At 73.6% G+C, this 22,309-nt stretch carries 19 protein-coding genes; 10 read left to right on the forward strand and 9 right to left on the reverse strand.

What is annotated here, in order from left to right; translation table 11 throughout:
* Positions 1-72: 72 nt before the first annotated feature.
* From AB0L89_RS00715 to AB0L89_RS00730, 4 genes are all read right to left on the reverse strand, one after another.
* On the reverse strand, positions 73-396 hold the full coding sequence (locus AB0L89_RS00715; RefSeq protein WP_365132075.1) for a heavy-metal-associated domain-containing protein: 324 nt from the start codon (positions 394-396) through the stop codon (positions 73-75).
* A 148-nt stretch (positions 397-544) separates the two neighbouring features.
* A complete protein-coding gene (locus tag AB0L89_RS00720; RefSeq protein ID WP_365132078.1) occupies positions 545-742 on the reverse strand; it encodes a MerR family transcriptional regulator in 198 nt (65 codons plus the stop codon).
* Between the two features lie 459 nt (positions 743-1,201).
* A complete protein-coding gene (locus tag AB0L89_RS00725; protein ID WP_365133893.1) occupies positions 1,202-2,071 on the reverse strand; it encodes a helix-turn-helix domain-containing protein in 870 nt (289 codons plus the stop codon).
* 140 nt (positions 2,072-2,211) lie between these two features.
* Complete coding sequence (locus AB0L89_RS00730) at positions 2,212-3,111, reverse strand: sugar phosphate isomerase/epimerase (protein WP_365132080.1); 900 nt, start codon at positions 3,109-3,111, stop codon at positions 2,212-2,214.
* A 164-nt stretch (positions 3,112-3,275) separates the two neighbouring features.
* Here AB0L89_RS00730 and iolC point away from each other — a divergent pair, with 164 nt between their 5' ends.
* Positions 3,276-4,223, forward strand: coding sequence for a 5-dehydro-2-deoxygluconokinase (gene iolC / locus AB0L89_RS00735; RefSeq protein WP_365133896.1), 948 nt, complete (start codon positions 3,276-3,278; stop codon positions 4,221-4,223).
* A 187-nt stretch (positions 4,224-4,410) separates the two neighbouring features.
* On the opposite strand, the gene AB0L89_RS00740 is transcribed toward iolC, so the two are convergent.
* Entirely contained in the window at positions 4,411-4,662 is a 252-nt protein-coding gene (locus AB0L89_RS00740; protein ID WP_365134017.1) for a hypothetical protein, read from the reverse strand.
* On the opposite strand from AB0L89_RS00740, the gene AB0L89_RS00745 reads away from it, so the two are divergent.
* The 6 genes from AB0L89_RS00745 (at position 4,582) to AB0L89_RS00770 (ending at position 11,963) form a co-directional block, all read left to right on the forward strand.
* Positions 4,582-5,409 carry a deoxyribose-phosphate aldolase gene (locus tag AB0L89_RS00745; RefSeq protein ID WP_365133899.1) on the forward strand — a complete coding sequence of 276 codons (828 nt, stop codon included), beginning with the start codon at positions 4,582-4,584 and terminating at the stop codon, positions 5,407-5,409. The two genes, AB0L89_RS00740 and AB0L89_RS00745, sit on opposite strands and share 81 nt — an antisense overlap.
* Before the next feature lie 51 nt (positions 5,410-5,460).
* Positions 5,461-6,273, forward strand: coding sequence for a 5-deoxy-glucuronate isomerase (gene iolB, locus AB0L89_RS00750; RefSeq protein ID WP_365132083.1), 813 nt, complete (start codon positions 5,461-5,463; stop codon positions 6,271-6,273).
* Positions 6,270-8,159 carry a 3D-(3,5/4)-trihydroxycyclohexane-1,2-dione acylhydrolase (decyclizing) gene (iolD, locus tag AB0L89_RS00755; protein ID WP_365132086.1) on the forward strand — a complete coding sequence of 630 codons (1,890 nt, stop codon included), beginning with the start codon at positions 6,270-6,272 and terminating at the stop codon, positions 8,157-8,159. Before iolB ends, iolD begins: the two co-directional genes overlap by 4 nt.
* 17 nt (positions 8,160-8,176) lie before the next feature.
* Complete coding sequence (mmsA, locus tag AB0L89_RS00760; RefSeq protein WP_365132089.1) at positions 8,177-9,688, forward strand: CoA-acylating methylmalonate-semialdehyde dehydrogenase; 1,512 nt, start codon at positions 8,177-8,179, stop codon at positions 9,686-9,688.
* Between the two features lie 96 nt (positions 9,689-9,784).
* Entirely contained in the window at positions 9,785-10,135 is a 351-nt protein-coding gene (locus AB0L89_RS00765) for a 5-carboxymethyl-2-hydroxymuconate delta isomerase (protein WP_365132092.1), read from the forward strand.
* 385 nt (positions 10,136-10,520) lie between these two features.
* Positions 10,521-11,963 carry an APC family permease gene (locus tag AB0L89_RS00770; RefSeq protein ID WP_365132094.1) on the forward strand — a complete coding sequence of 481 codons (1,443 nt, stop codon included), beginning with the start codon at positions 10,521-10,523 and terminating at the stop codon, positions 11,961-11,963.
* Between the two features lie 206 nt (positions 11,964-12,169).
* Here AB0L89_RS00770 and AB0L89_RS00775 read toward each other — a convergent pair whose 3' ends face one another.
* Complete coding sequence (locus AB0L89_RS00775) at positions 12,170-13,441, reverse strand: pyridoxal-phosphate dependent enzyme (protein ID WP_365132097.1); 1,272 nt, start codon at positions 13,439-13,441, stop codon at positions 12,170-12,172.
* Between the two features lie 15 nt (positions 13,442-13,456).
* On the reverse strand, positions 13,457-13,912 hold the full coding sequence (locus AB0L89_RS00780; RefSeq protein WP_365132100.1) for a GNAT family N-acetyltransferase: 456 nt from the start codon (positions 13,910-13,912) through the stop codon (positions 13,457-13,459).
* A gap of 110 nt (positions 13,913-14,022) precedes the next feature.
* On the opposite strand from AB0L89_RS00780, the gene AB0L89_RS00785 reads away from it, so the two are divergent.
* The 3 genes from AB0L89_RS00785 to AB0L89_RS00795 all read left to right on the forward strand — a co-directional run bounded on the left by AB0L89_RS00785 (position 14,023) and on the right by AB0L89_RS00795 (position 19,287).
* On the forward strand, positions 14,023-16,680 hold the full coding sequence (locus tag AB0L89_RS00785; protein ID WP_365132103.1) for an alpha/beta fold hydrolase: 2,658 nt from the start codon (positions 14,023-14,025) through the stop codon (positions 16,678-16,680).
* Entirely contained in the window at positions 16,677-17,540 is an 864-nt protein-coding gene (locus AB0L89_RS00790; RefSeq protein WP_365132106.1) for an ABC transporter permease, read from the forward strand. The genes AB0L89_RS00785 and AB0L89_RS00790 overlap by 4 nt, the downstream gene beginning before the upstream one ends.
* Before the next feature lie 106 nt (positions 17,541-17,646).
* Complete coding sequence (locus AB0L89_RS00795) at positions 17,647-19,287, forward strand: von Willebrand factor type A domain-containing protein (RefSeq protein ID WP_365132109.1); 1,641 nt, start codon at positions 17,647-17,649, stop codon at positions 19,285-19,287.
* Here the strand turns inward: AB0L89_RS00795 and AB0L89_RS00800 are convergent.
* Together AB0L89_RS00800 and AB0L89_RS00805 are read right to left on the reverse strand one after the other, a co-directional pair.
* Positions 19,284-21,005 carry a hypothetical protein gene (locus AB0L89_RS00800; RefSeq protein ID WP_365132112.1) on the reverse strand — a complete coding sequence of 574 codons (1,722 nt, stop codon included), beginning with the start codon at positions 21,003-21,005 and terminating at the stop codon, positions 19,284-19,286. The two genes, AB0L89_RS00795 and AB0L89_RS00800, sit on opposite strands and share 4 nt — an antisense overlap.
* Positions 21,006-21,075: 70 nt before the next feature.
* Entirely contained in the window at positions 21,076-22,299 is a 1,224-nt protein-coding gene (locus tag AB0L89_RS00805) for an acyl-CoA dehydrogenase family protein (protein ID WP_365132115.1), read from the reverse strand.
* Positions 22,300-22,309 lie beyond the last annotated feature (10 nt).

Consider the following 22,309-nt stretch of genomic DNA (forward strand, 5'->3'; position numbering starts at 1 on the left):
GGCGTCGGGGTCGACACCAGGGGCCCGGGTACCCGGTGGGGCGCGGGTCGTGCCCGCGTCCGCGGGCGGGGCTCAGGCCTTGACGCCGACGAGCTCGTAGCCCGCCTCGTCCACGGCGGCGCGCACCGCGGCCTCGTCCAGCGGGGCCTCGGAGACCACGGTCACCTGGCCGGTGGCGGCGACGGCCTTGACGGAGCTGACCCCGGCGATCTCCGAGATCTCGTCGGAGACGGCGCCCTCGCAGTGCCCGCAGGTCATCCCGGTCACCTCGTACACGGTGGTGACGGCGCCCTGCGGCGCCTCGGCGGCGCCGTCGGAGTGGCAGGAACCGCTGGGGGAGCAGCAGGAGCCGGTCGTCTCGGACGCGGCCTGCGGGAGCTCGGTCTGGGCGCTCATGTCGTTCTCCTCGGGGAAGCGGGTGTGCTGGTGCGGCGTAACGTGCCAGGGGGCCCCGGTGGTCCCGGGGGCCTCCCGACGCACGTCACACTATACCCCTAGGGGGTATTAATCAACGAGGTCGCTCCGAGGGGAACGGCGCACGGCGTCAGTCTCTGCGCCCGCGGTTGCCGGGGCGTGCCGCGACCCAGGCGCGGATGCTGTCGGCGTACCAGTACGGCTTGCCGCCCTCCACGTGGTCGGGCTCGGGCAGCAGCCCGTGCTTGCGGTACGAGCGCACGGTGTCGGGCTGCACCCGGATGTGCGCGGCGATCTCCTTGTACGACCAGAGCCTGCGGTCGGTCATCAGTGCACCTCCCTGCGCGCACCCAGAGCGGCCGGAGGGGCCGACGGGGGAGCTGGGCGCTGCGCGCGGCGATCACTCAGCCTGTGCCCGGTGAACGACGCCCGGTGAGCACAGGGGAGCGGCTGTCGATCCCCTGTGACGCAAAACCCGCGTACGCGAGACAGATGTGACAGGAAGGGAGCGTTTGTGACGGAAGCGACGCATCAGCCCAGCGCGTTACCCCGGCGCACGAGCGGCGCGTGTCATCGCGAGGGGCCGCGTGCTCTCCCTGGGGACTCGCCCTCCCGCCTGCCCGGGGAGGGGCAGGCCCCGCGCGGCGGCGGATGACGGCAGGCCGAGGTGGGCCGGGCCCGCTGCGCCGGGTCCGGCCCACCGGCTCACCCGCGCCCCTCCCGGCTCCCGGCACGGAAAGGGGCGGGTTCCCCCGCGGCCTGTTGGCTCAAGGGCCACAGCGTGCCGTCAGCGCCGCCCGCCGGTCTTGGAAAAAAGCGCACCCGGGCCCGCGGGGCCGGTGGGCAGCACCAGGCTCGTGGGCTCCCCGTCGACCCGGTCGGCCGACGGAGGCGCGCCCCAGGGCGCCCCGGCCGTCCGCCGCGCCGCCGTGAACTGGCCGGGCGTGCACCCCGTCATCGCCTTGAACTCACCGCTCAGGTGCGCCTGGTCGTAGTAGCCGCAGACCGCCGCCGTCTCCGCCTGCCCGCGCCCGGCCGCGAGCATCGCCCGGGCCCGCTGCAGCCGCAGCACCCGCGCCGCCGCCTTGGGGCCGATCCCGATCTGCTCCCGAAAGCGGTTCTCCAACTGGCGCACGCTCCAGCCGACTTCCTCGGCGAGGTGCCCCACGGGGGCGGTGCCCCGGGAGCGTACGAGCTCGCTCCAGGCCCGCACGGTCCGTGCCGAGGACGGCGGGCCCGTGTCGGCCCACCGGCCGAACACGTCGTCCAGAAGGGCGAACCGCGCCCGCCACGACGGCAACGCGCCGAGCGCCGCGGCCAGTTCCGCCACGCTGCCCCAGCGGCCCGGCTCCGGCCGCACGCCGAGCGCGTCGGGATCCAGGGTGCGGTCGGCCAGTTCGTGCAGCGCGGTGCCGAAGAGCGTGAACGCGGCCCACGGCGCGAGCAGCACCTCGACGCCCGCGAGCCGCCCGTCGTGCTCGCCGAGCACCGGCGTCGTGCCGAGCCCGGACAGCACCGAGACGAGGGAGACGGGAGGGCGCGCGGGCCGTGCGCTCCCCGGCCCGCCGACGCCCGAGATCCGCAGCGGCCGGTCGAAGCCGAGCAGCAGCGTCACGGCGCCGATGGGCACTTCGAGGCGCCGGCGCGGTCCGCTCATCGCGAGCCGCGTCCCCCGGTAGCTGATCACGCCGGGCCGCAGCCGGGGGTGCGGGCGCGCGAGGGCGATCTCCCAGCGGACGGGTTCCCCCGCGCTCCTGAGGACCCTGGGACGCGGTCCGTCGTGTACGTCCGTGTCCCCTAGGCGCCGCACGAGCGGAGGAAGGCGCGGGTGCGGCGGGCGATGGGCAGCGGCTTGTCCGGCGCGCACGGGTACATGTCCTGCTCCACGATGGCGAAGAGGTCGACGTCGAGCTTCTGGGCCGCGGCGAGCACCGGCTCCAGCGCGGGCACCCCGGCGGGCGGTTCGCACATCACGCCGCGCGCCACCGCCGGGCCGAACGGCACCTCCCGCGCCCGCACCTCGGCGAGGACCTCCGGGTCGACCTGCTTGAGGTGCAGATAGCCGATGCGCTCGCCGTACGTCTCGATGAGCTTCACGCTGTCCCCGCCGCAGTACGCGTAGTGGCCGGTGTCCAGGCAGAGCGAGACGAGGCCGGAGTCGGTGGCGTCGAGGAAGCGGGTGACGTTCTCCTCGCTGTCGATGTGGGTGTCCGCGTGCGGGTGGACGACGACGCGCAGGCCGTACCGCTCGCGCACCTCGTGGGCCAGGCGCTCGGTCTGGGTGGTCAGTTCACGCCATTGTGCGGGCGTGAGCACGCGGTCCTCCAGGACCTCGCCGGTCTTGTCGTCGCGCCAGAAGGAGGGGATGACGACGAGGTGCTCGGCGCCCATGGCCTGCGCGAGCGCGGCGTTGTCCGCGACATGGGCCCAGGTCTTCTCCCAGACGGCGCTCCCGTGGTGCAGCCCCGTGAAGACGGTGCCCGCGGACACCTTGAGGCCGCGGCGGGCCGTCTCGGTCCTCAGCCGGGCCGGGTCGGTGGGCAGATAGCCGTACGGCCCCAGCTCGATCCACTCGTACCCGGACTCCGCGACCTCGTCGAGGAATCGTTCCCAGGGGACCTGCCGGGGGTCCTCGGGGAACCACACGCCCCACGAGTCGGGCGCCGAACCGATCCGGATGCGAGACAGCGTCGTCATACCGGCCAGACTTCCGGCCGCCTCGGAAGAGTGTCAAGGACTGGTCCGAATGTAAGGACAAAATGTTGACAGGGCTCCTGGGACGGGATTAGACCTGGGGGAGCAGACCGAGCGGGTCCGGAGAGGGGACGTGCAGGGTGACCGATCCGTACGACGTCATCACCATGGGCCGGATCGGGGTGGACCTGTACCCCCTCCAGGCCGGGGTGTCCCTCGCCGAGGTCACCACGTTCGGGAAGTTCCTCGGCGGCTCGGCCAGCAACGTCGCCGTCGCCGCCGCCCGCCTCGGCCGCCGCGTCGCCGTCGTCACCCGCACCGGGGAGGACCCCTTCGGCGCGTATCTGCACAAGGAACTGCGGGAGTTCGGCGTCGACGACCGCTGGGTGAGCGGGGTCGCGGGCCTGCCGACCCCGGTGACGTTCTGCGAGGTCTTCCCGCCCGACGACTTCCCGCTGTACTTCTACCGGCAGCCGAAGGCGCCCGACCTGGAGATCCACGAGAGCGAGCTGGACCTCGACGCGATCGCCGGGGCGCGGATCTTCTGGATGACGGGTACGGGGCTGTGCGCGGAGCCGAGCCGTACGGCGACGCTCGCGGCGCTGGCCGCGCGGCCGGTGCGGTCCGCCGGGGCTCCGACGGGGGCCACGGTCTTCGACCTGGACTGGCGGCCCATGTTCTGGGCCGATCCGGCCGAGGCGCGGCCCCACTACGCCGCCGCCCTCGCCCACGCCACCGTCGCCGTCGGCAACCTCGACGAGGTGGAGATCGCCACGGGGGAGCGCGAACCCCTCGCGGCGGCGCGGGCGTTGCTCGACGCGGGCGTCGAACTGGCGGTCGTCAAGCAGGGGCCCAAGGGTGTCCTCGCGCTGAACCGCGCGGGCGAGTCGGCCGAGGTGCCGCCGCTGCCGGTGAAGGTCCTCAACGGCCTCGGCGCGGGCGACGCGTTCGGCGGGGCGCTGTGCCACGGGCTGCTCGCGGGCTGGGACCTGGAACGGATCATGCGGTACGCCAACGCGGCGGGGGCGATCGTGGCGTCCCGCCTGGAGTGCTCGTCCGCCATGCCGTTTTCTGGCGAGGTCGCCTCTGCGGTGGACGCGGGGGTCGTCCGGTGAGCGTCGGACGGGGGCGCCGTTCTCGGGGCTCTGCCCCGGACCCCGCTCCTCAAGCGCCGGAGGGGCTGATTCTGTCGTCGTCACGGGAGGGGCTGGGATTGTCTCGCTTGTGCGGTGGGCGCGGGGGTCGTTCGGTGAGTCCTGTCCTCGGGCGTCGTGCGCGGGGCTCCGCCCCGGACCCCGCTCCTCAAACGCCGGAGGGGCTGATTCTGTCGTCGTCACCGGAGGGGCTGGATCTGTCGTCGTCACCGGAGGGGCCGATGTCGTCGCCGTGGCCGAACGTCTTGTCGGAGGCGCGCACATGAATCTCGTGGACGTCACCTCGCTCGCCCGTACCCGGGCCGAACGCCCCGAAGCCATCGCCGAAGCCGCCGCCCGTCGTCCCCGCCGGCCCCTCCTCGGGGACGGTGGGCGGCTCATGATCATTGCTGCCGATCATCCCGCCCGCGGGTCCCTCGGGGTGGGGAGCGACCCCCTCGCCATGGCCAACCGCGGCGACCTCCTCGAACGGCTCTGCCTCGCGCTCTCGCGCCCCGGCGTCGACGGCGTGCTCGCCAGTGCCGACGTCCTGGACGACCTGCTGCTCCTCGGCGCCCTCGACGGCAAGGTCGTCATGGGGTCGATGAACCGCGGGGGCCTCGCGGGCGCCGCCTTCGAGCTCGACGACCGGTTCACCGGGTACCGGCCCGAGGACCTCGACCGGCTCGGCTTCGACGCGGGCAAGCTGCTGCTCCGCGTCGACTACGCCGACCCCGGCTCGCTGACCACCCTGCACGCGGCGGCCCGCGCCGTCGACGCGATGGCGGAACGCGGTCTACCGGTGTTCGTGGAACCGTTCCTGACCAGCCGGGGCCCGGACGGCACGCCCCGCAACGACCTGAGCGCGGCGGCCGTCACCCGGTCCATCGCCATCGCCTCGGGGCTCGCCGGCACCTCCGCGTACACCTGGCTGAAGGTCCCCGTCACCGAGAACCCCGACGACATGGCCCGCGTCATGGAGACCTCGACGCTGCCCGCGGTCCTGCTCGGCGGCGACGTCGGGGGCGACCAGGACGCCGCGTACGAGAAGTGGCGCGGCGCCCTGCAACTGCCCACCGTGCAGGGCCTCGTCGTGGGCCGAGCCCTGCTCTATCCGCCCGACGGGGACGTGGCGGGGGCGGTCGACACCGCCGTGGGACTGCTCTAGCCGACACGCGGACACGGGGGCCCGGGACCGCGCCGGGCCGAGGAGGCACAGATGACGTACGTACCGAAAGGGAGTGCGGCCGACGGGCCGTACGCCCTCGACATCGATCCGAAACGCGCCGGTTGGTCCTACTCGCACCTGCGTGTCGTCGCACTCGAACCGGGCGGAAGGCACTCCTTCGCCACTGGTGAGAGTGAATGGATCGTGCTCCCGCTGACCGGCGGCTGTACGGTGCATACGGAAGGCGGGATCATCGAACTGCTGGGCCGGGAGAGCGTGTTCAGCGGAGTCTCCGACTTCGCTTATGTCCCCCGGGATGCCCAGATCCAGATCGCCTCCGGCGCGGGAGGCCGCTTCGCCCTGGCAGGAGCGAAGTGCGAGCGTCGACTCCCCGCCCGCTACGGCTCCGCGCCGGAGGTACCCGTCGAGCGCCGCGGCAGCGGCACCTGCGCCCGCGAGGTGCGCAACTTCGCGTCCGCGGACGCCTTCGACTGCGACCGCCTCATCGCCGTCGAGGTGATCACGCCCGGCGGCAACTGGTCCTCGTACCCGCCGCACAAGCACGACGAGCACCGCCCCGGCGTCGAGGCCGAGCTCGAGGAGATCTACTACTTCGAGATCGAGGCCGCCGGCGGGCGCGACGGCTTCGGCTACCAGCGGGTCTTCCCGTCCCGTGCGGGCGGCACCGACGTCCTCGCCGAGGTCCGCACGGGTGACGCCGTCCTCGTGCCCGACGGCTGGCACGGCCCGTCGATCGCGCAGCCGGGCCACGCGATGTACTACCTGAATGTGATGGCGGGACCGGGTCAGGAGAGGGAGTGGCGGATCTGCTTCCACCCCGATCACACGGAGGGATATCAATGACGACGCCCCCGACGAGGACCGTCCGGCTGACCACCGCGCAGGCGCTCGTGCGCTTCCTGTCCCGTCAGCACACCGAGCGGGACGGCACCAGGCAGCGGCTGATCGGCGCGACCTGGGGCATCTTCGGGCACGGCAACGTGGCGGGGATCGGCCAGGCGCTCGTGGAGCACGCCGACGCGATGCCCTTCCACCAGGGGCGCAACGAGCAGGCCATGGTGCACGCCGCCGTCGGATACGCCCGGCAGTCGGGACGGCTGTCCACCCACGCGGTCACCACCTCCATCGGCCCCGGCGCCACCAACCTCGTCACCGGCGCCGCGCTCGCCACCGTCAACCGCCTGCCCGTCCTCCTGCTGCCCGGCGACACCTTCGCGGCCCGCCCCGCCGACCCGGTGCTCCAGCAGCTCGAGGTGCCCTACGCGGGCGACGTGTCGGTCAACGACTGCCTGCGCCCGGTGTCGCGCTACTTCGACCGCGTGACCCGCCCCGAGGCGCTGATCCCCGCCGCGCTCGCCGCGATGCGGGTGCTCACCGACCCCGTCGAGACGGGCGCCGTCACCCTCGCCCTGCCGCAGGACGTGCAGGCCGAGGCGTACGACTGGCCCGAGGAGTTCTTCGCCGAGCGGGTGTGGGCCGTGCGCCGCCCCGCGCCCGACCCGCGCGAACTGGCCGCCGCCGCGGCCGCGGTGCGCGACGCCCGGCGCCCCCTGGTCGTCGCGGGCGGCGGCGTCCACCACAGCGCCGCCGAGGACGCGCTGCGGGAGTTCGCCGAGGCGAGCGGCGTCCCCGTGGCCTCCACCCAGGCGGGCAAGGGCTCCCTGCGCTTCGACCACCCGGCCGACGTCGGCGGCATCGGGCACACCGGCACGGCCACCGCCAACGAACTGGCCCGCACCGCCGACCTGGTGATCGGTGTCGGTACCCGTTACAGCGACTTCACCACCGCCTCCGGCACGCTCTTCGAGGCGCCCGGCGTGCGCTTCCTCAACCTGAACGTCGCGCCCTTCGACGGCCACAAGATGGCCGGCGCCACCCTGATCGCCGACGCGCGCGCCGGCCTCGAAGCCCTCACGGCGACCCTGCGCGGCCACCGCGTCGAGCCCGCCTACGCCGTCGAGTACACCGACGACAAGGAGCGCTGGGAGCAGCGCGTGGACGCCGCCTTCCAGACGGACGAGCCGGACGTGCGCCCCACCCAGGCCCAAGTCCTCGGCGTCCTGGATGGGTTGGTGACGGACGAGGACGTCGTGATCAACGCCGCGGGGTCGCTCCCCGGCGATCTGCACAAGCTCTGGCGGGCGCGCTCGCCCCGGCAGTACCACGTCGAGTACGGCTACTCCTGCATGGGATACGAGATCCCCGCGTCGATCGGCGTCGCGCTCGCCGCGCCGGAGCGGCCCGTGTGGGCGCTGGTCGGCGACGGCACGTACCTGATGAACCCGACGGAGATCGTCACGGCCGTCCAGGAGAACGTCCCGATCAAGGTCGTGATCCTCCAGAACCACGGCTACGCCTCCATCGGCGGCCTCTCGGAGTCCGTGGGCGGCGAGCGGTTCGGCACCGCCTACCGCTTCCGGGCGGCGGACGGGACGTACACCGAGGGCCCGCTGCCCGTCGATCTCGCGGCGAACGCGGCCTCGCTCGGGATGCGGGTGCTGCGCGCCAAGACGGTCCGGGACCTGCGCGCGGCGCTGCGCGAGGCGCGCGGGGCAGACCGTCCCACATGTGTCTATGTGGAGACGGAAACGGCAGACACAGTGTCGGGCCCGCCCCCGGCACAGGCGTGGTGGGATGTGCCCGTGGCCGAGACGGCGACCCGGGTGTCCGCGGTCAAGGCCAGGGAAGAGTACGACCGGCACGTCACTGCCCGACGCCGCCACCTGTGAGAGTAGGGATGCTTGTCATGACGAAGACCGTCAACCACTGGATCGGTGGCAAGCCCGTCGAGCGAGCCGCGGGCGCGTCCGGAACGTACGGCCCGGTCACCGATCCGGCGACCGGTGCCGTCACGACGCAGGTCGCCTTCGCGAGCGTCGACGAGGTGGACGCGGCCGTCGCCTCGGCCCGCGAGGCCTTCGCGACCTGGGGCACCTCGTCGCTGGCCAAGCGCACCGCGATCCTCTTCAAGTTCCGCGCCCTGCTCGACGCCAACCGCGACGCGATCGCCGAGCTGATCGTCGCCGAGCACGGCAAGGTGCACTCGGACGCGCTCGGCGAGGTCGCCCGCGGTCTGGAGATCGTCGACCTGGCCTGCGGCATCACCGTGCAGCTGAAGGGCGAGCTGTCGACGGAGGTGGCGAGTCGCGTGGACGTCTCCTCCATCCGCCAGCCGCTCGGCGTCGTCGCGGGCATCACGCCGTTCAACTTCCCGGCCATGGTGCCGATGTGGATGTTCCCGCTGGCCATCGCGTGCGGCAACACCTTCGTGCTCAAGCCGAGCGAGAAGGACCCGTCCGCGTCGATGAAGATCGCCGAGCTGCTGAGCGAGGCCGGTCTGCCCGACGGCGTCTTCAACGTCGTGCACGGTGACAAGGTCGCCGTGGACCGCCTCCTGGAGCACCCGGACGTATCGGCCGTCTCCTTCGTGGGCTCGACCCCGATCGCCAGGTACATCCACACCACCGCCTCCGCCAACGGCAAGCGCGTGCAGGCCCTCGGCGGCGCCAAGAACCACATGCTGGTCCTGCCGGACGCCGACCTGGACGCGGCCGCCGACGCCGCCGTCTCCGCGGCCTACGGCTCCGCGGGCGAGCGCTGCATGGCCATCTCCGCCGTCGTCGCGGTCGGTTCGGTCGGCGACGAGCTCGTCGCGAAGATCAAGGAGCGCGCCGAGCAGATCAAGATCGGTCCCGGTACCGACCCGACGTCCGAGATGGGCCCGCTCATCACGGCCGCCCACCGCGACAAGGTCGCCTCCTACGTCACGGGCGCCGCGGCCGAGGGCTGCGAGGTCGTCCTGGACGGCACCGGTTACACCGTCGAGGGCCACGAGGACGGCCACTGGATCGGCCTCTCGCTGCTCGACCGCGTCCCCACGACCGCCAAGGCCTACCAGGACGAGATCTTCGGCCCGGTCCTGTGCGTGCTACGCGTGGACACCTACGAGGAGGGCGTGGCGCTCATGAACGCCTCGCCGTTCGGCAACGGCACCGCGATCTTCACCCGGGACGGCGGCGCGGCCCGTCGCTTCCAGCTGGAGATCGAGGCGGGCATGGTCGGAGTGAACGTGCCGATCCCCGTGCCGGTGGGCTACCACTCCTTCGGCGGCTGGAAGGACTCCCTCTTCGGGGACCACCACATCTACGGCAACGACGGCACGCACTTCTACACGCGCGGCAAGGTCGTCACCACGCGCTGGCCCGACCCCTCGGACGCGCCGTCCGGCGTCGACCTGGGCTTCCCGCGCAACCACTGAGGTACCCCCAGGGTCCCCGAGCCCCCGGCCTCCCGTGGCCGGGGGCTTCGCCGTGTCCCGGTGGTTCTACGATGCGTGTGCACTACATGAGAGGCCATGAGCATGCCGCACATCGACATCGACTACGCCGACACCCTGTCCGGCGTCCTGGATCTGCCCGCCCTGGTGGCGGAGCTGCATCCCCTGGTCGTGGAGCGGGTGGACTCGGTGGGGGTGGGCAAGACGTTCTGCCGCCCCTCGGCGGCCTTCGTGGACGGCGGGGCCGACGCCCCCTTCGTGCACGTCACCGTGGGCCTGCTGGCGGGGCGCACGCCCGAGGCGAAGGCGGGGCTCTCCGACGACGTGCTGGCGCTGCTCGGCAAGCATCTGTCGGGCGTCGAGGGGGCGACGTACTCGGTGGAGGTGCGCGACCTGGACCCGTCGTACCGGCTGTGTCCGACGCACTGAGTCACGCGCCCGTGACCCTGGGTGGAACGGTGCCGTCCGGATTTCGGACGGCGCCGTTTCTTTTTTAACGACTCCTTTGCGGTTCCCGTGCACAGGGTGCAATTCGGGCACCGAAAGCTTCTGCATCGATATGCCTGTGAAGGCAAGGTCAACTACCGCGCCGGGATGTTCATTGCCACCCCAGGGCGTAAACCCTTTGGAAAGCCAGGTGACTTGGGTCCGCGTCCACCTGCGGATTCCGTAGGCAAATGACCGTTGACGTGCTGGTTACCGCCGGGGTTCGATGACCCGCCGGGAGCCACGGAAAACGCAGCTCAACAGCCTTCGGAGGCGATAGCGCTCCCGCCGCAACTCCTGCCGCACGAGTCGATCGGAACCGCGCTCCATGACCGATACGCTTCGCCCGCTCCAGTCGTCCGAGACCGCGCCCCCGGCGGTCCCGGCGGACCCGGGCAGTCCCCAGAAGCTCAAGCGCTCCATCGGCGTCGTGGGCGGCACCCTCCTCACGCTGTCGTGCGTGACGCCCGCCTCCACCCTCTTCGTGGTCGTCCCCGACCTCTTCTCCTCGCTCGGCACCGCCACCGCGCTCACCATCGCCATCGGCTCGCTGCTCTGCGTGGGCGTCGCGTTCTGCTACGCGGAGCTCGGCACGCTCATCCCCAGCGCGGGCGGCGAGTACGCGATGGTCTCCACGATGGCGGGCCGCCTCGCCGGCTGGCTGGTCTTCGTCCTGTCCCTGCTGGTCGTGATGATCGTCCCGCCCGTCATCGCCATGGGTACGGCCGACTACCTCACCCCCGTCCTCCACCTCGACCCCTCCTACGCGGGCGCGGGTGTCATGATCCTCGCCACCCTCGCGGGCCTGCTCGACCTGCGCGCCAACGCGTGGATCACCGGCATCTTCCTGGTCCTGGAGGTCGTCGCGGCGGGCGTCGTGGCCGTCCTCGGCTTCGCGCACGCCGAGCGGGGCGTGGGCAGCCTGACCGACCTCACGGTGGCGTCCGGCTCCGGCCCCGGCTCCGGCGGCGTCGACACCGTGACGGCCATGCTGATCGTCTCCGGCCTCGCCATCGCCCTCTTCGTCACCCAGGGCTTCTCCACCGCGGTCTACCTCTCCGAGGAGATGGAGAACCCGCGCCGCAACGTCGCGCGCACCGTCCTGGCCACCCTCGCCATCTCCTCGGTGATCATCCTCGTGCCGGTCGTCGCGATCACGATGGGCGCGTCGGACCTGGCGGCGCTGACCCGGGGCGACATCAGCGGCATGGTCACCGCCTGGTCCAACTCGGCGGTCGGCACGTTCGTCAGCCTCTGCGTGGCCCTCGCGATCATCAACGCGGGCATCGTCATGGTCATCCAGAACTCCCGCGTCCTGTTCGCCTCCGCGCGCGACAAGGCCTGGCCCAGGCCGGTCAACCGGGCGCTGTCGCGGCTCGGCGCCTCCGGTGCGCCGTGGGTGGCCACGCTCCTCGTCGGCGTCCCCGGCGCCGCGCTCTGCTTCGTCAACCTGGACACGCTGTACGGCGTGACCGGCGTCTCCGTGACCGGCATGTACCTCCTGGTGGCGGTCGCCGCGCTGCTGGCCCGGCGCGGGTCGCACGGGGCGGGCGCGGCCTGGCGGATGCCGCTGTGGCCGGCGGTGCCGGTGGTCCTGGTCGCGGTCCTCGCGTACGTCCTGAGTCAGCAGGAGGTCTCCTACCTCGCCTGGACCGGCGGGATCGTCCTGGTGGCGACGCTGTACTGGGCCCTGTACCTGCGCCCGCGCCGGGAGACGCGGTGGCTGGTGAGTGTGCCGGAGGAGGAGTGGGCGGAGGGCGTGTCGGGCTGAGGCCGTCTTGGGCCGAGGCCGTGCCTCCGGCGGCTTCTTCCCCGATCCCGCCCCTTCCCGAACATTCCGGCTCCGCCGGGCGGGGCTCGGTCGATCGCGCTCCGCGCTCGTCCTCAAACGCCGGACGGGCTGGGTACCTCCGGACGGGCTGGGTACCTCCGGGCGGGCCGCAGCAGTTCCAGCCCCGCCCGCCGGAGGCGCGGGCCTCAGCCCGACTCGACCCGCCGCACGATCTCCTCCCAGTCCTCCGGGTCCACCGCCGCCGACCCCGGCCCCGCCAGCAGGTCGCGGTCCTTGAAGCCGCTCGACGTGGACACGCACACCACGGGACCGTCGCCGAGGCCACCGGTGGCGGCCAGCTGCCGGTACCCCGCGAGCCCCGCCGCGGCGGACAGCTCCGCCCACAGCCCGCCCCGCGCCAGCTCGTCCCGCGCCGCGGCCATCTCCCCGTCGGAGACGAGCAGCGCCCCGCCCCCGCTCTCCCGCACGGCGACGACGCCCCGGTACCCGCCGGTGGAGCAGTCGATCGCGTACGCCGCCGTCTCCCCGACGGGGACCCGCGCCGCCGGCAGCCCGCCCCGCACCGCCGCCGCCAACGGCCCCCCGGCGGCGGGCTCGCAGCCGAAGAGGCGCGGCACCCGGTCGGCGACGCCGAGCGCGACCAGCTCCGCGAAGCCCTTCCAGACGCCGAAGAGGAGCTCGCCGTACCCCGTGGGCACGAAGACGGCCGCGGGCACGCCGACGTCGGCGTGGATCTCGTACGCGAGGGTCTTGTAGCCCTCGGGCCCGAACGCGTGCCCGGTGTGCGTGGGCGTCACATTGCTGACGGGGTGGTACCCGAACCGCTCCACGACGCGCCGCAGCAGCGGCCACCGCGCGTCCGCGGGCACGGGCAGCACCACGGCGCCGTACGCCCGCAGGAACGCGTCGACCGCCGGCGGCGTCCCCGCCGAGCTGAGCACGACGCACCGCAGCCCGGCCCGCGCCGCGTACGCCGCCGCGGAGGCGCCGTGGTTGCCGGAGGAGGCGACGACGATGCCCTCCGCGCCCGCGCCGACCGCCGCGCTCACGGTGACGCGGTTGATGCGGTCCTTGTGGCTCCAGGTCGGGTTGCGCGACTCGTCCTTGATCCAGAGGCCGTCGCCGAAGGGGACCAGGGGCGTGCCGCCCTCGCCGAGTCCGGGCGCGTGCAGCGGCGGCAGGAGCGGGGCCCACCGGTCGTGGCCGCGCGGCAGCACGGGCGCGGCGGCTCCTGGCGCCGTGGTTCCCGGCGCGGCGGTGAACAGCTCCGTGGGGACCTTGTCGTAGGCGTAGTCGACCTCTACGGGGTACGACACCGCCTCCGTGCTGGTGACGGGACAGCCGGCGGTGAGCGGCGGCCACAGCGGGAAGCGGACGGACGGGTCGCCGAGCGAGCGCTGGCCGACGGCGAGGGAACCGAGGTCCTCAGGAGTCGTGGATGAAGCCCCAAGTGTCATAGGCGCAGAGTGTATTCACCCCTGACACACGGCGTCCGGCATCCCGAAGTCCCAGGTGACCGACGCGAACGTGCCCTCGCTCCGCCCGCCCGCGCTGCGGTACGTCGCCAGCGCCGCCTCGTCGTCCGTCCCGACGCCGACCCACATGCCGTAGCAGCCCCGGTCCCGGGCGAGCGCGGCCAGGGCGTTCACCAGGGCGCGGCCCGTGCCGCGCCGCCGGTGGCCCTCGGCGACCCCGAGTTCGTACAGGAACATCTCCACACCCTTGTCGGGGTGGACGGTCTCGACGCCGCTGACGAAGCCGACCGGGACGCGCTCGCCGTCGCCGCCGCCGTCGTCCTCGTACGCGAGCAGGAGATGGTGGCCGGGGCTGTCCAGGAAGCGGCGGGCCGCCTCGGGGCGGACCGGGCCGTCGAAGAGCGGCCCGGCGGCGGTCACCTCGGCGAGGTTCGTGGCGGTTCTGATCTCCATGCGTACCACGATCGCGGTACGCGGGGCCCGGGGTCTACTCCCCGGGGAGGCACCGCGGTTCACCCCGGCGGCTGCCCCGCTTGTCGGTGGGCGCCCGTACCTTTGACGACATGGATCTACGACTGCCCAGGCCCAGGTTCCCGGTGCGCCGCGGGCCGCGCCGGCTGCTCGCCGCCGCGGCCGCCGTCGTGGTGCTCGCGGGCGCGGGCACATGGACGGCGGTCGCCTCGGACGACGCGCCGGCCGTGCGCCGCACGGACCGCGTCGTCGACACCGGCGGCGCGAGGATCGACACCTCCTACTTCACCGCGGGCGACGCCGCCGCCAAGCGCCCCGCCGTCCTCGTCGGGCACGGCTTCGGCGGCAGCAAGAGCGACGTGCGCGCGCAGGCGGAGGACCTCGCCCGTGACGGGTACGCGGTCCTGACCTGGTCCGCGCGCGGCTTCGGCAAGTCCAGCGGCAGGATCGGGCTCAACGACCCCAAGGGCGAGATCGCCGACGTCTCCAAGCTGATCGACTGGCTCGCCACCCGCCCCGAGGTGCGGCTCGACGGGGACGGCGACCCGCGCGTGGGCATCACCGGCGCCTCCTACGGCGGAGCGGCCGCCCTGCTCACCGCGGGGTACGACCGCCGGGTGGACGCGATCGCCCCGCAGATCACGTACTGGAACCTCGCGGACTCGCTGTTCCCCGACGGCGTCTTCAAGAAGCTCTGGGCCGGACTCTTCATCAACATCAGCGGCGGCTGCGACAAGTTCGAGAAGAACCTGTGCGCGACGTACGAGCGGGTCGCGGCGGCCGGCAAGCCGGACGAGCGCGCGCGGAAGCTGCTCGCCGGACTCAGCCCGTCCGCCGTCGCCGACCGCATCAAGGTGCCCACCCTCATCACCCAGGGCCAGACCGACTCCCTCTTCCCGCTCGGCCAGGCCGACGCCATGGCCAAGGCGATCCGCGCCCACCACGCGCCCGTGTCCGTCGACTGGATCGCGGGCGGCCACGACGGCGGCGACCGCGAGCAGGGCCGCGTGGAGAAGCGGGTCGGCGCGTGGTTCGACCGCTATCTGAAGGACGACAAGAGCGCCGACACCGGACCGGCCTTCCGCGTCACGCGCACCGGAGGCATCGACTCCACCGACGGCGCGGCACAGTTGCGCGGCGCGCACGGGGACCGCTATCCGGGCCTGGTCAGCGGCGGCCGCGAGATCCCGCTCGGCGGGCGCGAGAAGACCATCGACAACCCCGCGGGCGCGAGCCCGCCCGCGATCTCCGCGCTGCCCGGCCTCGGCGGCGGCTCGCTCTCCCGGCTGTCCTCGCTCGGCGTCGGCGTCTCCCTCGACTTCCCCGGGCAGTTCGCCGCGTTCGACTCCGAGCCGCTCGGCGCCGACCTGCGCATCACCGGGACCCCGAAGGTCCGCGTCCACGTGAAGTCCTCCTCGAAGGACGCGGTGCTCTTCGCGAAGGTGTACGACGTCGGGCCCGACGGCAAGCAGCAGGTCCTGCCCGCACAACTGGTCGCCCCGGTCCGCGTCGAGGGCGCCGGGGACGGCAAGGACGTCGAACTGACCCTGCCCGCCGTCGACCACGAGGCGCAGAAGGGCCACCGGCTCCGCCTGGCCCTCTCCTCGACCGACCTCGGGTACGCCTCGCCGGCCGACCCCGCCACGTACACCGTCTCCCTCAAGAGCGGTCTGACGGTGCCGACGGCGCCCGGCGTGGAGACCGCCGCCGCGCCGCTGCCCGCGTGGGTGTGGTGGCTGCCGGTGACCGGAGCCGTGCTCGCCCTCGTCCTGCTCGTCACCGGACGCCGCCGGACGACCGCGCCCGCCCCGGACCCGGAGCTCGCCGACGTCCCGCTGCGGATCACCGGCCTGAGCAAGAAGTACGCCGGATCCACCGACCGGTACGCCGTGCGGGACCTCTCCTTCCGCGTCGACAAGGGCCAGGTCCTCGGCCTCCTGGGGCCGAACGGCGCGGGCAAGACGACCACCCTGCGCATGCTCATGGGCCTGATCCGCCCCGACGCGGGCGAGATCCGCGTCTTCGGCCAGGCGATCCGGCCCGGCGCCCCCGTCCTCTCCCGCGTCGGCGCCTTCGTCGAGGGCGCCGGATTCCTGCCCCACCTCTCGGGCCGGGAGAACCTGGAGCTGTACTGGAAGGCCACCGGACGCCCCGCCGAGGACGCCCACCTGGAAGAGGCGCTGGAGATCGCCGGACTCGGCGACGCGCTGGCCCGCGCCGTGCGGACGTACTCCCAGGGCATGCGCCAGCGTCTCGCCATCGCCCAGGCCATGCTCGGCCTGCCCGACCTGTTGATCCTCGACGAGCCGACCAACGGCCTCGACCCGCCGCAGATCCGCGAGATGCGCGAGGTCATGATCCGGTACGCGCGCGGCGGGCGCACCGTCATCGTCTCCAGCCACCTCCTCGCCGAGGTCGAGCAGTCCTGCACGCACCTGGTCGTCATGGACCGCGGCCGGCTCGTCCAGGCGGGCCCCGTCGCCGAGATCGTCGGCTCCGGGGACACGCTCCTGGTGGGCCTCGCGGCCGAGATCCCCGACCCGCTGGTCGAGAAGGTCGCCGCCCTGCCCGGCGTCGCCTCCGCGGTCCGCGTGGCCGACGGCCTCCTGGTCCGGCTCGACGGCACCGAGGGCGCGAGCGCCGCCCGGCTCCTTCCCGAACTGGTGCGCCTGGAAGTGCCCGTGGAGTCCATGGGCCCGCACCGCCGCCTCGAAGACGCGTTCCTGACCCTGATCGGAGGCAGCGCATGAGCGCCCCCACCCTGGAGCGCCCCACCGCACCCGGCTACCGCGCCCGGCACACCCTGCCCCTGCGGGTCGAGGCGGTCCGCCAGCTGAAGCGGCGCCGCACGCTCCTGATGTTCGGCATCATGGCGCTGCTGCCCGTCGTGCTGGTCATCGCCTTCGCCGTCGCCGGTTCGCCGGGCGAGCGCAACGACGCGGTGACGCTGATGGACACGGCCACCGCGTCGGGCACGAACTTCGCGGCGACGTGCCTGTTCGTCTCGGCGGGCTTCCTGCTCGTCATCCCCGTCGCGCTGTTCTGCGGGGACACCGTCGCCTCCGAGGCGAGCTGGTCGTCGCTGCGCTATCTGCTGGCGGCCCCGGTGCCCAGGGCCCGCCTCCTGTGGTCCAAGCTCGCCGTCGCCCTCGGCCTCAGCGCCGCCGCGATGGTCCTGCTCCCGGTGGTCGCGCTGGCGGTCGGCACACTCGCGTACGGCTGGGGGCCGCTGGAGATCCCGACCGGCGGCGAGCTCCCCGCGGGCACGGCGGCCCAGCGCCTCCTCGTCGTCGTGGCGTACGTCTTCGTCTCCCAACTGGTCACCGCCGGGCTGGCGTTCTGGCTCTCCACCAAGACGGACGCGCCGCTCGGCGCGGTCGGCGGCGCGGTCGGCCTCACCATCGTGGGGAACGTGCTCGACGCGGTGACGGCGCTGGGCGACTGGCGCGACTTCCTGCCCGCGCACTGGCAGTTCGCCTGGGCCGACCTCATCCAGCCGCGCCCCGAGTGGGGCGGCATGATCCAGGGAGCGGCGGTCTCGGTGACGTACGCGCTGGTGCTGTTCGCGCTGGCCTTCCGCGGGTTCGCGCGCAAGGACGTGGTGTCGTGAAGGCACTGCCGTAGCCGCATCGAGACGGTTCCGCAACGTCCCGTGCCGATCGCTTTGGGCACCTCCCGCGTCACAGTCAGGAAAGCCGACGACGCGAGGGGGACAGATGCGGACCCGGAAGACACGCCACGGGCTGCTCGCCGTGGCCATGGCGGGCGGGCTGCTGCTCGCGGGCTGCGGCGGCGGAGGCGGCGACCGGAGCGCCTCCTCCACTGACGGCAGCAAGCGGGACGGCGGCAGCGCGCCGCTGCCCGCGCCCGACCGGGCGGCCCCCGGCGCCACCGAGGCCCCCGGCGAGCGGGAGGGCGCCGAGCGGGAGCCCGCGCCGGACTACCTCTCCACCTTCGCCCTGGACGTCGACACCGCCTCCTATGGCTTCGCGCGCCGCACCCTCGCCGAGGGGCGGCTGCCCGACCCCGCGACGGTCCGCCCCGAGGAGTTCGTCAACAGCTTCCGCCAGGACTATCCGCGGCCCGACGGCGACGGCTTCTCCGTGAGCGTCGACGGCGCCCGCACCGGCGACGGCTGGTCGCTGCTGCGCGTCGGCCTCGCCACCCGAGGCGATTCGGACGAGGCGAAACGCCCGCCGGCCGCCCTCACCTTCGTCATCGACGTCTCCGGGTCCATGGCCGAGCCGGGCCGCCTCGACCTCGTCAAGAAGTCCCTCGGCCTCATGACCGACCGGCTGCGCCCCGACGACTCGGTCGCCCTGGTCACCTTCAGCGACACCGCCGAGACGGTCCTGCCGATGACCCGCCTCGGCGACGCGGGCGCGGGCCGCGCCCGCGTGCACGACGCCGTCGACGGTCTGGAGCCCACCCAGTCCACCAACCTCGAAGCGGGCATCACCACCGGCTACGACACCGCGGTCCGCGGCAGGCGGAGCGGCGCGACCAACCGTGTCGTCCTGCTCTCCGACGCCCTCGCCAACACCGGCGACACCAGCGCCGACGGCATCCTGGAACGTGTCTCCGACGCCCGCCGCGAGCACGGCATCACCCTCTTCGGCGTCGGCGTCGGCAGCGACTACGGCGACGCCCTGATGGAGCGGCTCGCCGACAAGGGCGACGGCCACACCACCTATGTGTCCGACGAGAAGGAGGCCCGCGAGGTCTTCTGCGAGAAGCTGCCCGCCCACATCGAGCTGCGCGCCCGCGACGCGAAGGCGCAGGTCGCCTTCGACCCGGAGACCGTCGAGCGGTTCCGGCTCATCGGCTACGACAACCGCGCGGTCGCCGACGACGACTTCCGCGACGACTCCGTGGACGGCGGCGAGGTCGGCCCCGGGCACACGGTGACGGCGCTGTACGCGGTGCGCGCCAAGCCGGGCGCCACCGGCCACCTCGCCACGGCGAGCGTGCGCTGGCTCGACCCCGGGAGCCGCGCCCCGCACGAGGAGTCGGGGCGGATCGAGGCGGCCGACCTGGCGGGCGACGTGTGGCGGGCGGACGACGGTTTCCAGGTGTCCGCCGTCGCCGCGTACTTCGCGGACGGCCTGCGGTCCGGCCGCGGCGGCGGGTACGCCCGCCCGGAGGGCTACACCGCGCTGCCCGCCGCCCCTTCCCTGCGTGAACTCTCCGGCCACGCCCGCGCGTTGTCCCTGGAGAACGAGCAGGCGCGCGATCTGGCGACGGCCATCGACCGGGCCGCGCGCCTGAGCGGCGGGGGACACGAGGAGGAGCCGCCCGAGTCGTCCGGCTCGCCCCGGGGCGAGGTCCGGCCCGGCGAGTCCCTGGCGGCGGGCTAGCGGCCGGAGCCGTCGGCGCGGGCGGGCCGGTCCCGCCCCGGCCCGCACACCTCCCGCTCCGCGCGCACCGGGTCATTGGGGAAGCGGAAGGCCGTGCGCTGGACGGCGCCCGTCAGGTTCCGCCAGAAGCGCCCGGCCGTCAGCGGGTCCCGCGTCGCCGCCCGCAGCTCCGCGAACGGCGCGCAGCGCAGGGCCCGCCGGGCGGCGTCGACCCGGTCCTGGTCGAGCCCGGCGGGCAGCTCGGCGGCGCCGCGCTCGGCGACGATCCACTCGTCGGGCAGGCGCTTGTCGTGCCCCACGCGGCCGTCGATGCCCTCGGAGTGGGCCGCGAGCGGGTAGGCGAGCCCGATGGGGTCGAGGGCGGCGCCGGAGAGCGGGACGACGGAACCGCTGAAGCCGAGCGTGTTGTAGACGCCGGTCACCCCCGGCGCGCCGCCCGTCACCGGCGTCCTGGCGAGCAGCAGCGTGGGCACGCCGGCCCGTGCCCGCGCGCGGACCAGACCGGCGTAGGCCCGGTTGCCCGGCTGTCCCGCGAAGTCGTGGTGGAGGGGGTGCGGGGCCGCGTTCTGCCGTACGTACACACCGCGTTCGTCCGCGATGCCGCCGGGCCCGATGCGCCCCTCGTACGGCACCCGCAGCACGCCCGCGCACGCCACCGCCCACACGGCCACGCCCAGGACGACGATGCCCCACGCCCGGGTGACGGGTACGACGAAGACGGGCAGCAGCATCAGGAGCAGCCCCGGCAGGAACATCCGCCCGTGCATGAAGTCGCCGCCCACCTTGATGACGTAGACCCAGCACAGCGCGCCCGCGACCAGGGGAGCGGCCACGGGCGCGATCGCGCGCACGCTCCCGCGCGTACGGACCGGCGGGCGCCCCGATGCCAGGAACCCGGCGACGAGGAGAAGCAGCGGAAGCCACAGCACGTACGGGCCCATGAAGTCCCAGAAGTACGCGGCGCCCCGCGCCCACAGGCTCCGTGAGGCCTCCTTGGTGACGCCGGGCAGCGGCATCAGATGCCCGTAGTACCCCATGCGGAAGATCTCGTACGCGACGGGCAGCGCGCCCGCGGCACCGGCCCCCGCGAGCGCCCCGCGCCAGGAGGGCCGGGCCGTCACCCACTGCGCGGCCAGGAAGACCACCGAGACCAGGGCCAGGTCGGGCCGGACGAGCGGGCCGAGGCCGAGCAGCGCGCTCGTCCACGGCGAGCGCGGCCGGGCCAGGAGCGCGAGCCAGGCGCCCGCGATCCAGCAGGTGGCGAGCCCCGTCTCCAGGCCCGAGGTGGCGAAGTCCCAGACGGGCGGCAGCGCGAGCACCACCAGCGCCCCGCACGGCACGAAGAGGCGGCCCGTACCGCCGTCGCCGCGCAGCCGCAGCGCGCCGAGCCCGGCGAGCGTGCACCCGGCGGCGGTGAGCAGCAGTCCGCCGTACATCGCCGCGGTGGCGATGTCGAGGCCGCACGCCCCGGCCAGGACGAGCAGCCACTGCCACAGGGTGCCGGTGGACGACTCGGCGCGCTCACCGGCGTTGAAGACGGGCCCGTTCCCGGCCAGGATCTGCCGCACCGTGCGCACGTAGATGTGGCCGTCGTCGGACATCCACCGTCGCTGGAACCCGGCGACGCACAGGACGAGGGCCGGCACCAGCCAGCTCCCGACCCGTCCGAGCGCGACGCCTTCGGACCCACGGGCGGGGGAGTACGCAGCTGTCGTCATGACCGCTACATCGGCGCAGGTCAGTACGGCCTTGAGGCCGACGTCCACGGCGCCGCCGCCCGGCAGGGGCCTAGCGGATCTGCCGCCCCGATATCGCCCGCGCGATCACCAGCCGCTGGATCTCGCTCGTGCCCTCGAAGATCGTGTAGATCTTCGCGTCCCGGTACATGCGCTCCACCGGGTGCTCCCTGCTGTACCCCGCGCCGCCCAGCACCTGCACGGCCTTCTCGCTCGCGGCGACCGCCAGTTCGCCCGCCCGCAGCTTCGACATGGAGCCCTGGGCCGCGTCGAAGGACTTGTCGTTGCGGGCCATCCACGCGGCCTGCCAGATCAGCAGGCGCACCGCCTCGATGTCGGTGCGCAGGTCGGCGAGGGCGAACGCGATGGACTGGTTCTCGATGATCGGCCGGCCGAAGGCGACGCGCTCACCGGCGTAGTCGAGGGCGTACTCATAGGCGGCGCGGGCGATCCCGAGGGCCTGCGCGCCCACCGTGGGACGGCTGACCTCGAACGTGGCCATGGCGGCCTGCCCCCGCGCCCCGGGCGCACCCCGCACGCCCTCGCGGGCCCGCGCGAGCCGCGCGTCGAGGCGCTCCCTGCCGCCCAGCAGACAGCTCCCCGGCACCCGCACGTCGTCCAGGAAGACATCGGCCGTGTGCGAGGCCCGCAGTCCCAACTTCCGTATCTTTTTGCCCCCTTCGAGCCCGCGCGTGCCCGGCGGGACGATGAACGCTGCCTGTCCCCGCGAGCCCAGGGCGGGATCCACGGACGCCACCACGACGTGCACGTTCGCGATGCCGCCGTTGGTGATCCACGCCTTCTGGCCGCTGAGCGTCCACTCGTCGCGCGCCTCGTCGTACGTGGCGCGGGTGCGCAGGGCCGAGACGTCCGAGCCCGCCTCCGGCTCGGACACGCAGAACGCCGCGACCTTCGGCTCGTCCTCGTCCCCGAAGCACTGCGGCACCCATTCGGCCAGCTGGTCCGGTGTGCCCGCGGAGAAGATCCCGGCGACGGCGAGCGACGTGCCGAACAGCGCCATCCCGATGCCCGCGTCGCCCCAGAACAGCTCCTCGTTGGCGATCTGGAGCGAGAGCCCCGAGGGGTCGCCGAACAGCTCGGCCAGCGACTCGAAGCCGTAGAGCCCGATCCGCGCGGCCTCCTGGACGACGGGCCACGGAGTCTCCTCGCGCTCGTCCCACTCGGCGGCGGCGGGCCGCACGACCCCGGCGGCGAAGCCGTGCACCCACTCGCGCAAGTCCCGCTGTTCCTCGGTCAGTTCGAGGGAGAAGGGCATGGCGCGCTCC

It is taken from the genome of Streptomyces sp. NPDC052114, assembly GCF_040680155.1.
Classification (GTDB): Bacteria; Actinomycetota; Actinomycetes; order Streptomycetales; family Streptomycetaceae; genus Streptomyces.

Bases quoted from the DNA above. Each gene is read 5' to 3' on its own strand.
- AB0L89_RS00715 (WP_365132075.1), bottom strand. From the start codon at position 396: ATGAGCGCCCAGACCGAGCTCCCGCAGGCCGCGTCCGAGACGACCGGC.
- AB0L89_RS00720 (WP_365132078.1), bottom strand. From the start codon at position 742: ATGACCGACCGCAGGCTCTGGTCGTACAAGGAGATCGCCGCGCACATC.
- AB0L89_RS00725 (WP_365133893.1), bottom strand. From the start codon at position 2,071: ATGAGCGGACCGCGCCGGCGCCTCGAAGTGCCCATCGGCGCCGTGACG.
- AB0L89_RS00730 (WP_365132080.1), bottom strand. From the start codon at position 3,111: ATGACGACGCTGTCTCGCATCCGGATCGGTTCGGCGCCCGACTCGTGG.
- iolC (WP_365133896.1), top strand. From the start codon at position 3,276: ATGGGCCGGATCGGGGTGGACCTGTACCCCCTCCAGGCCGGGGTGTCC.
- AB0L89_RS00740 (WP_365134017.1), bottom strand. From the start codon at position 4,662: ATGATCGGCAGCAATGATCATGAGCCGCCCACCGTCCCCGAGGAGGGG.
- iolB (WP_365132083.1), top strand. From the start codon at position 5,461: ATGACGTACGTACCGAAAGGGAGTGCGGCCGACGGGCCGTACGCCCTC.
- iolD (WP_365132086.1), top strand. From the start codon at position 6,270: ATGACGACGCCCCCGACGAGGACCGTCCGGCTGACCACCGCGCAGGCG.
- mmsA (WP_365132089.1), top strand. From the start codon at position 8,177: ATGACGAAGACCGTCAACCACTGGATCGGTGGCAAGCCCGTCGAGCGA.
- AB0L89_RS00765 (WP_365132092.1), top strand. From the start codon at position 9,785: ATGAGCATGCCGCACATCGACATCGACTACGCCGACACCCTGTCCGGC.
- AB0L89_RS00770 (WP_365132094.1), top strand. From the start codon at position 10,521: ATGACCGATACGCTTCGCCCGCTCCAGTCGTCCGAGACCGCGCCCCCG.
- AB0L89_RS00775 (WP_365132097.1), bottom strand. From the start codon at position 13,441: ATGACACTTGGGGCTTCATCCACGACTCCTGAGGACCTCGGTTCCCTC.
- AB0L89_RS00780 (WP_365132100.1), bottom strand. From the start codon at position 13,912: ATGGAGATCAGAACCGCCACGAACCTCGCCGAGGTGACCGCCGCCGGG.
- AB0L89_RS00785 (WP_365132103.1), top strand. From the start codon at position 14,023: ATGGATCTACGACTGCCCAGGCCCAGGTTCCCGGTGCGCCGCGGGCCG.
- AB0L89_RS00790 (WP_365132106.1), top strand. From the start codon at position 16,677: ATGAGCGCCCCCACCCTGGAGCGCCCCACCGCACCCGGCTACCGCGCC.
- AB0L89_RS00795 (WP_365132109.1), top strand. From the start codon at position 17,647: ATGCGGACCCGGAAGACACGCCACGGGCTGCTCGCCGTGGCCATGGCG.
- AB0L89_RS00800 (WP_365132112.1), bottom strand. From the start codon at position 21,005: ATGACGACAGCTGCGTACTCCCCCGCCCGTGGGTCCGAAGGCGTCGCG.
- AB0L89_RS00805 (WP_365132115.1), bottom strand. From the start codon at position 22,299: ATGCCCTTCTCCCTCGAACTGACCGAGGAACAGCGGGACTTGCGCGAG.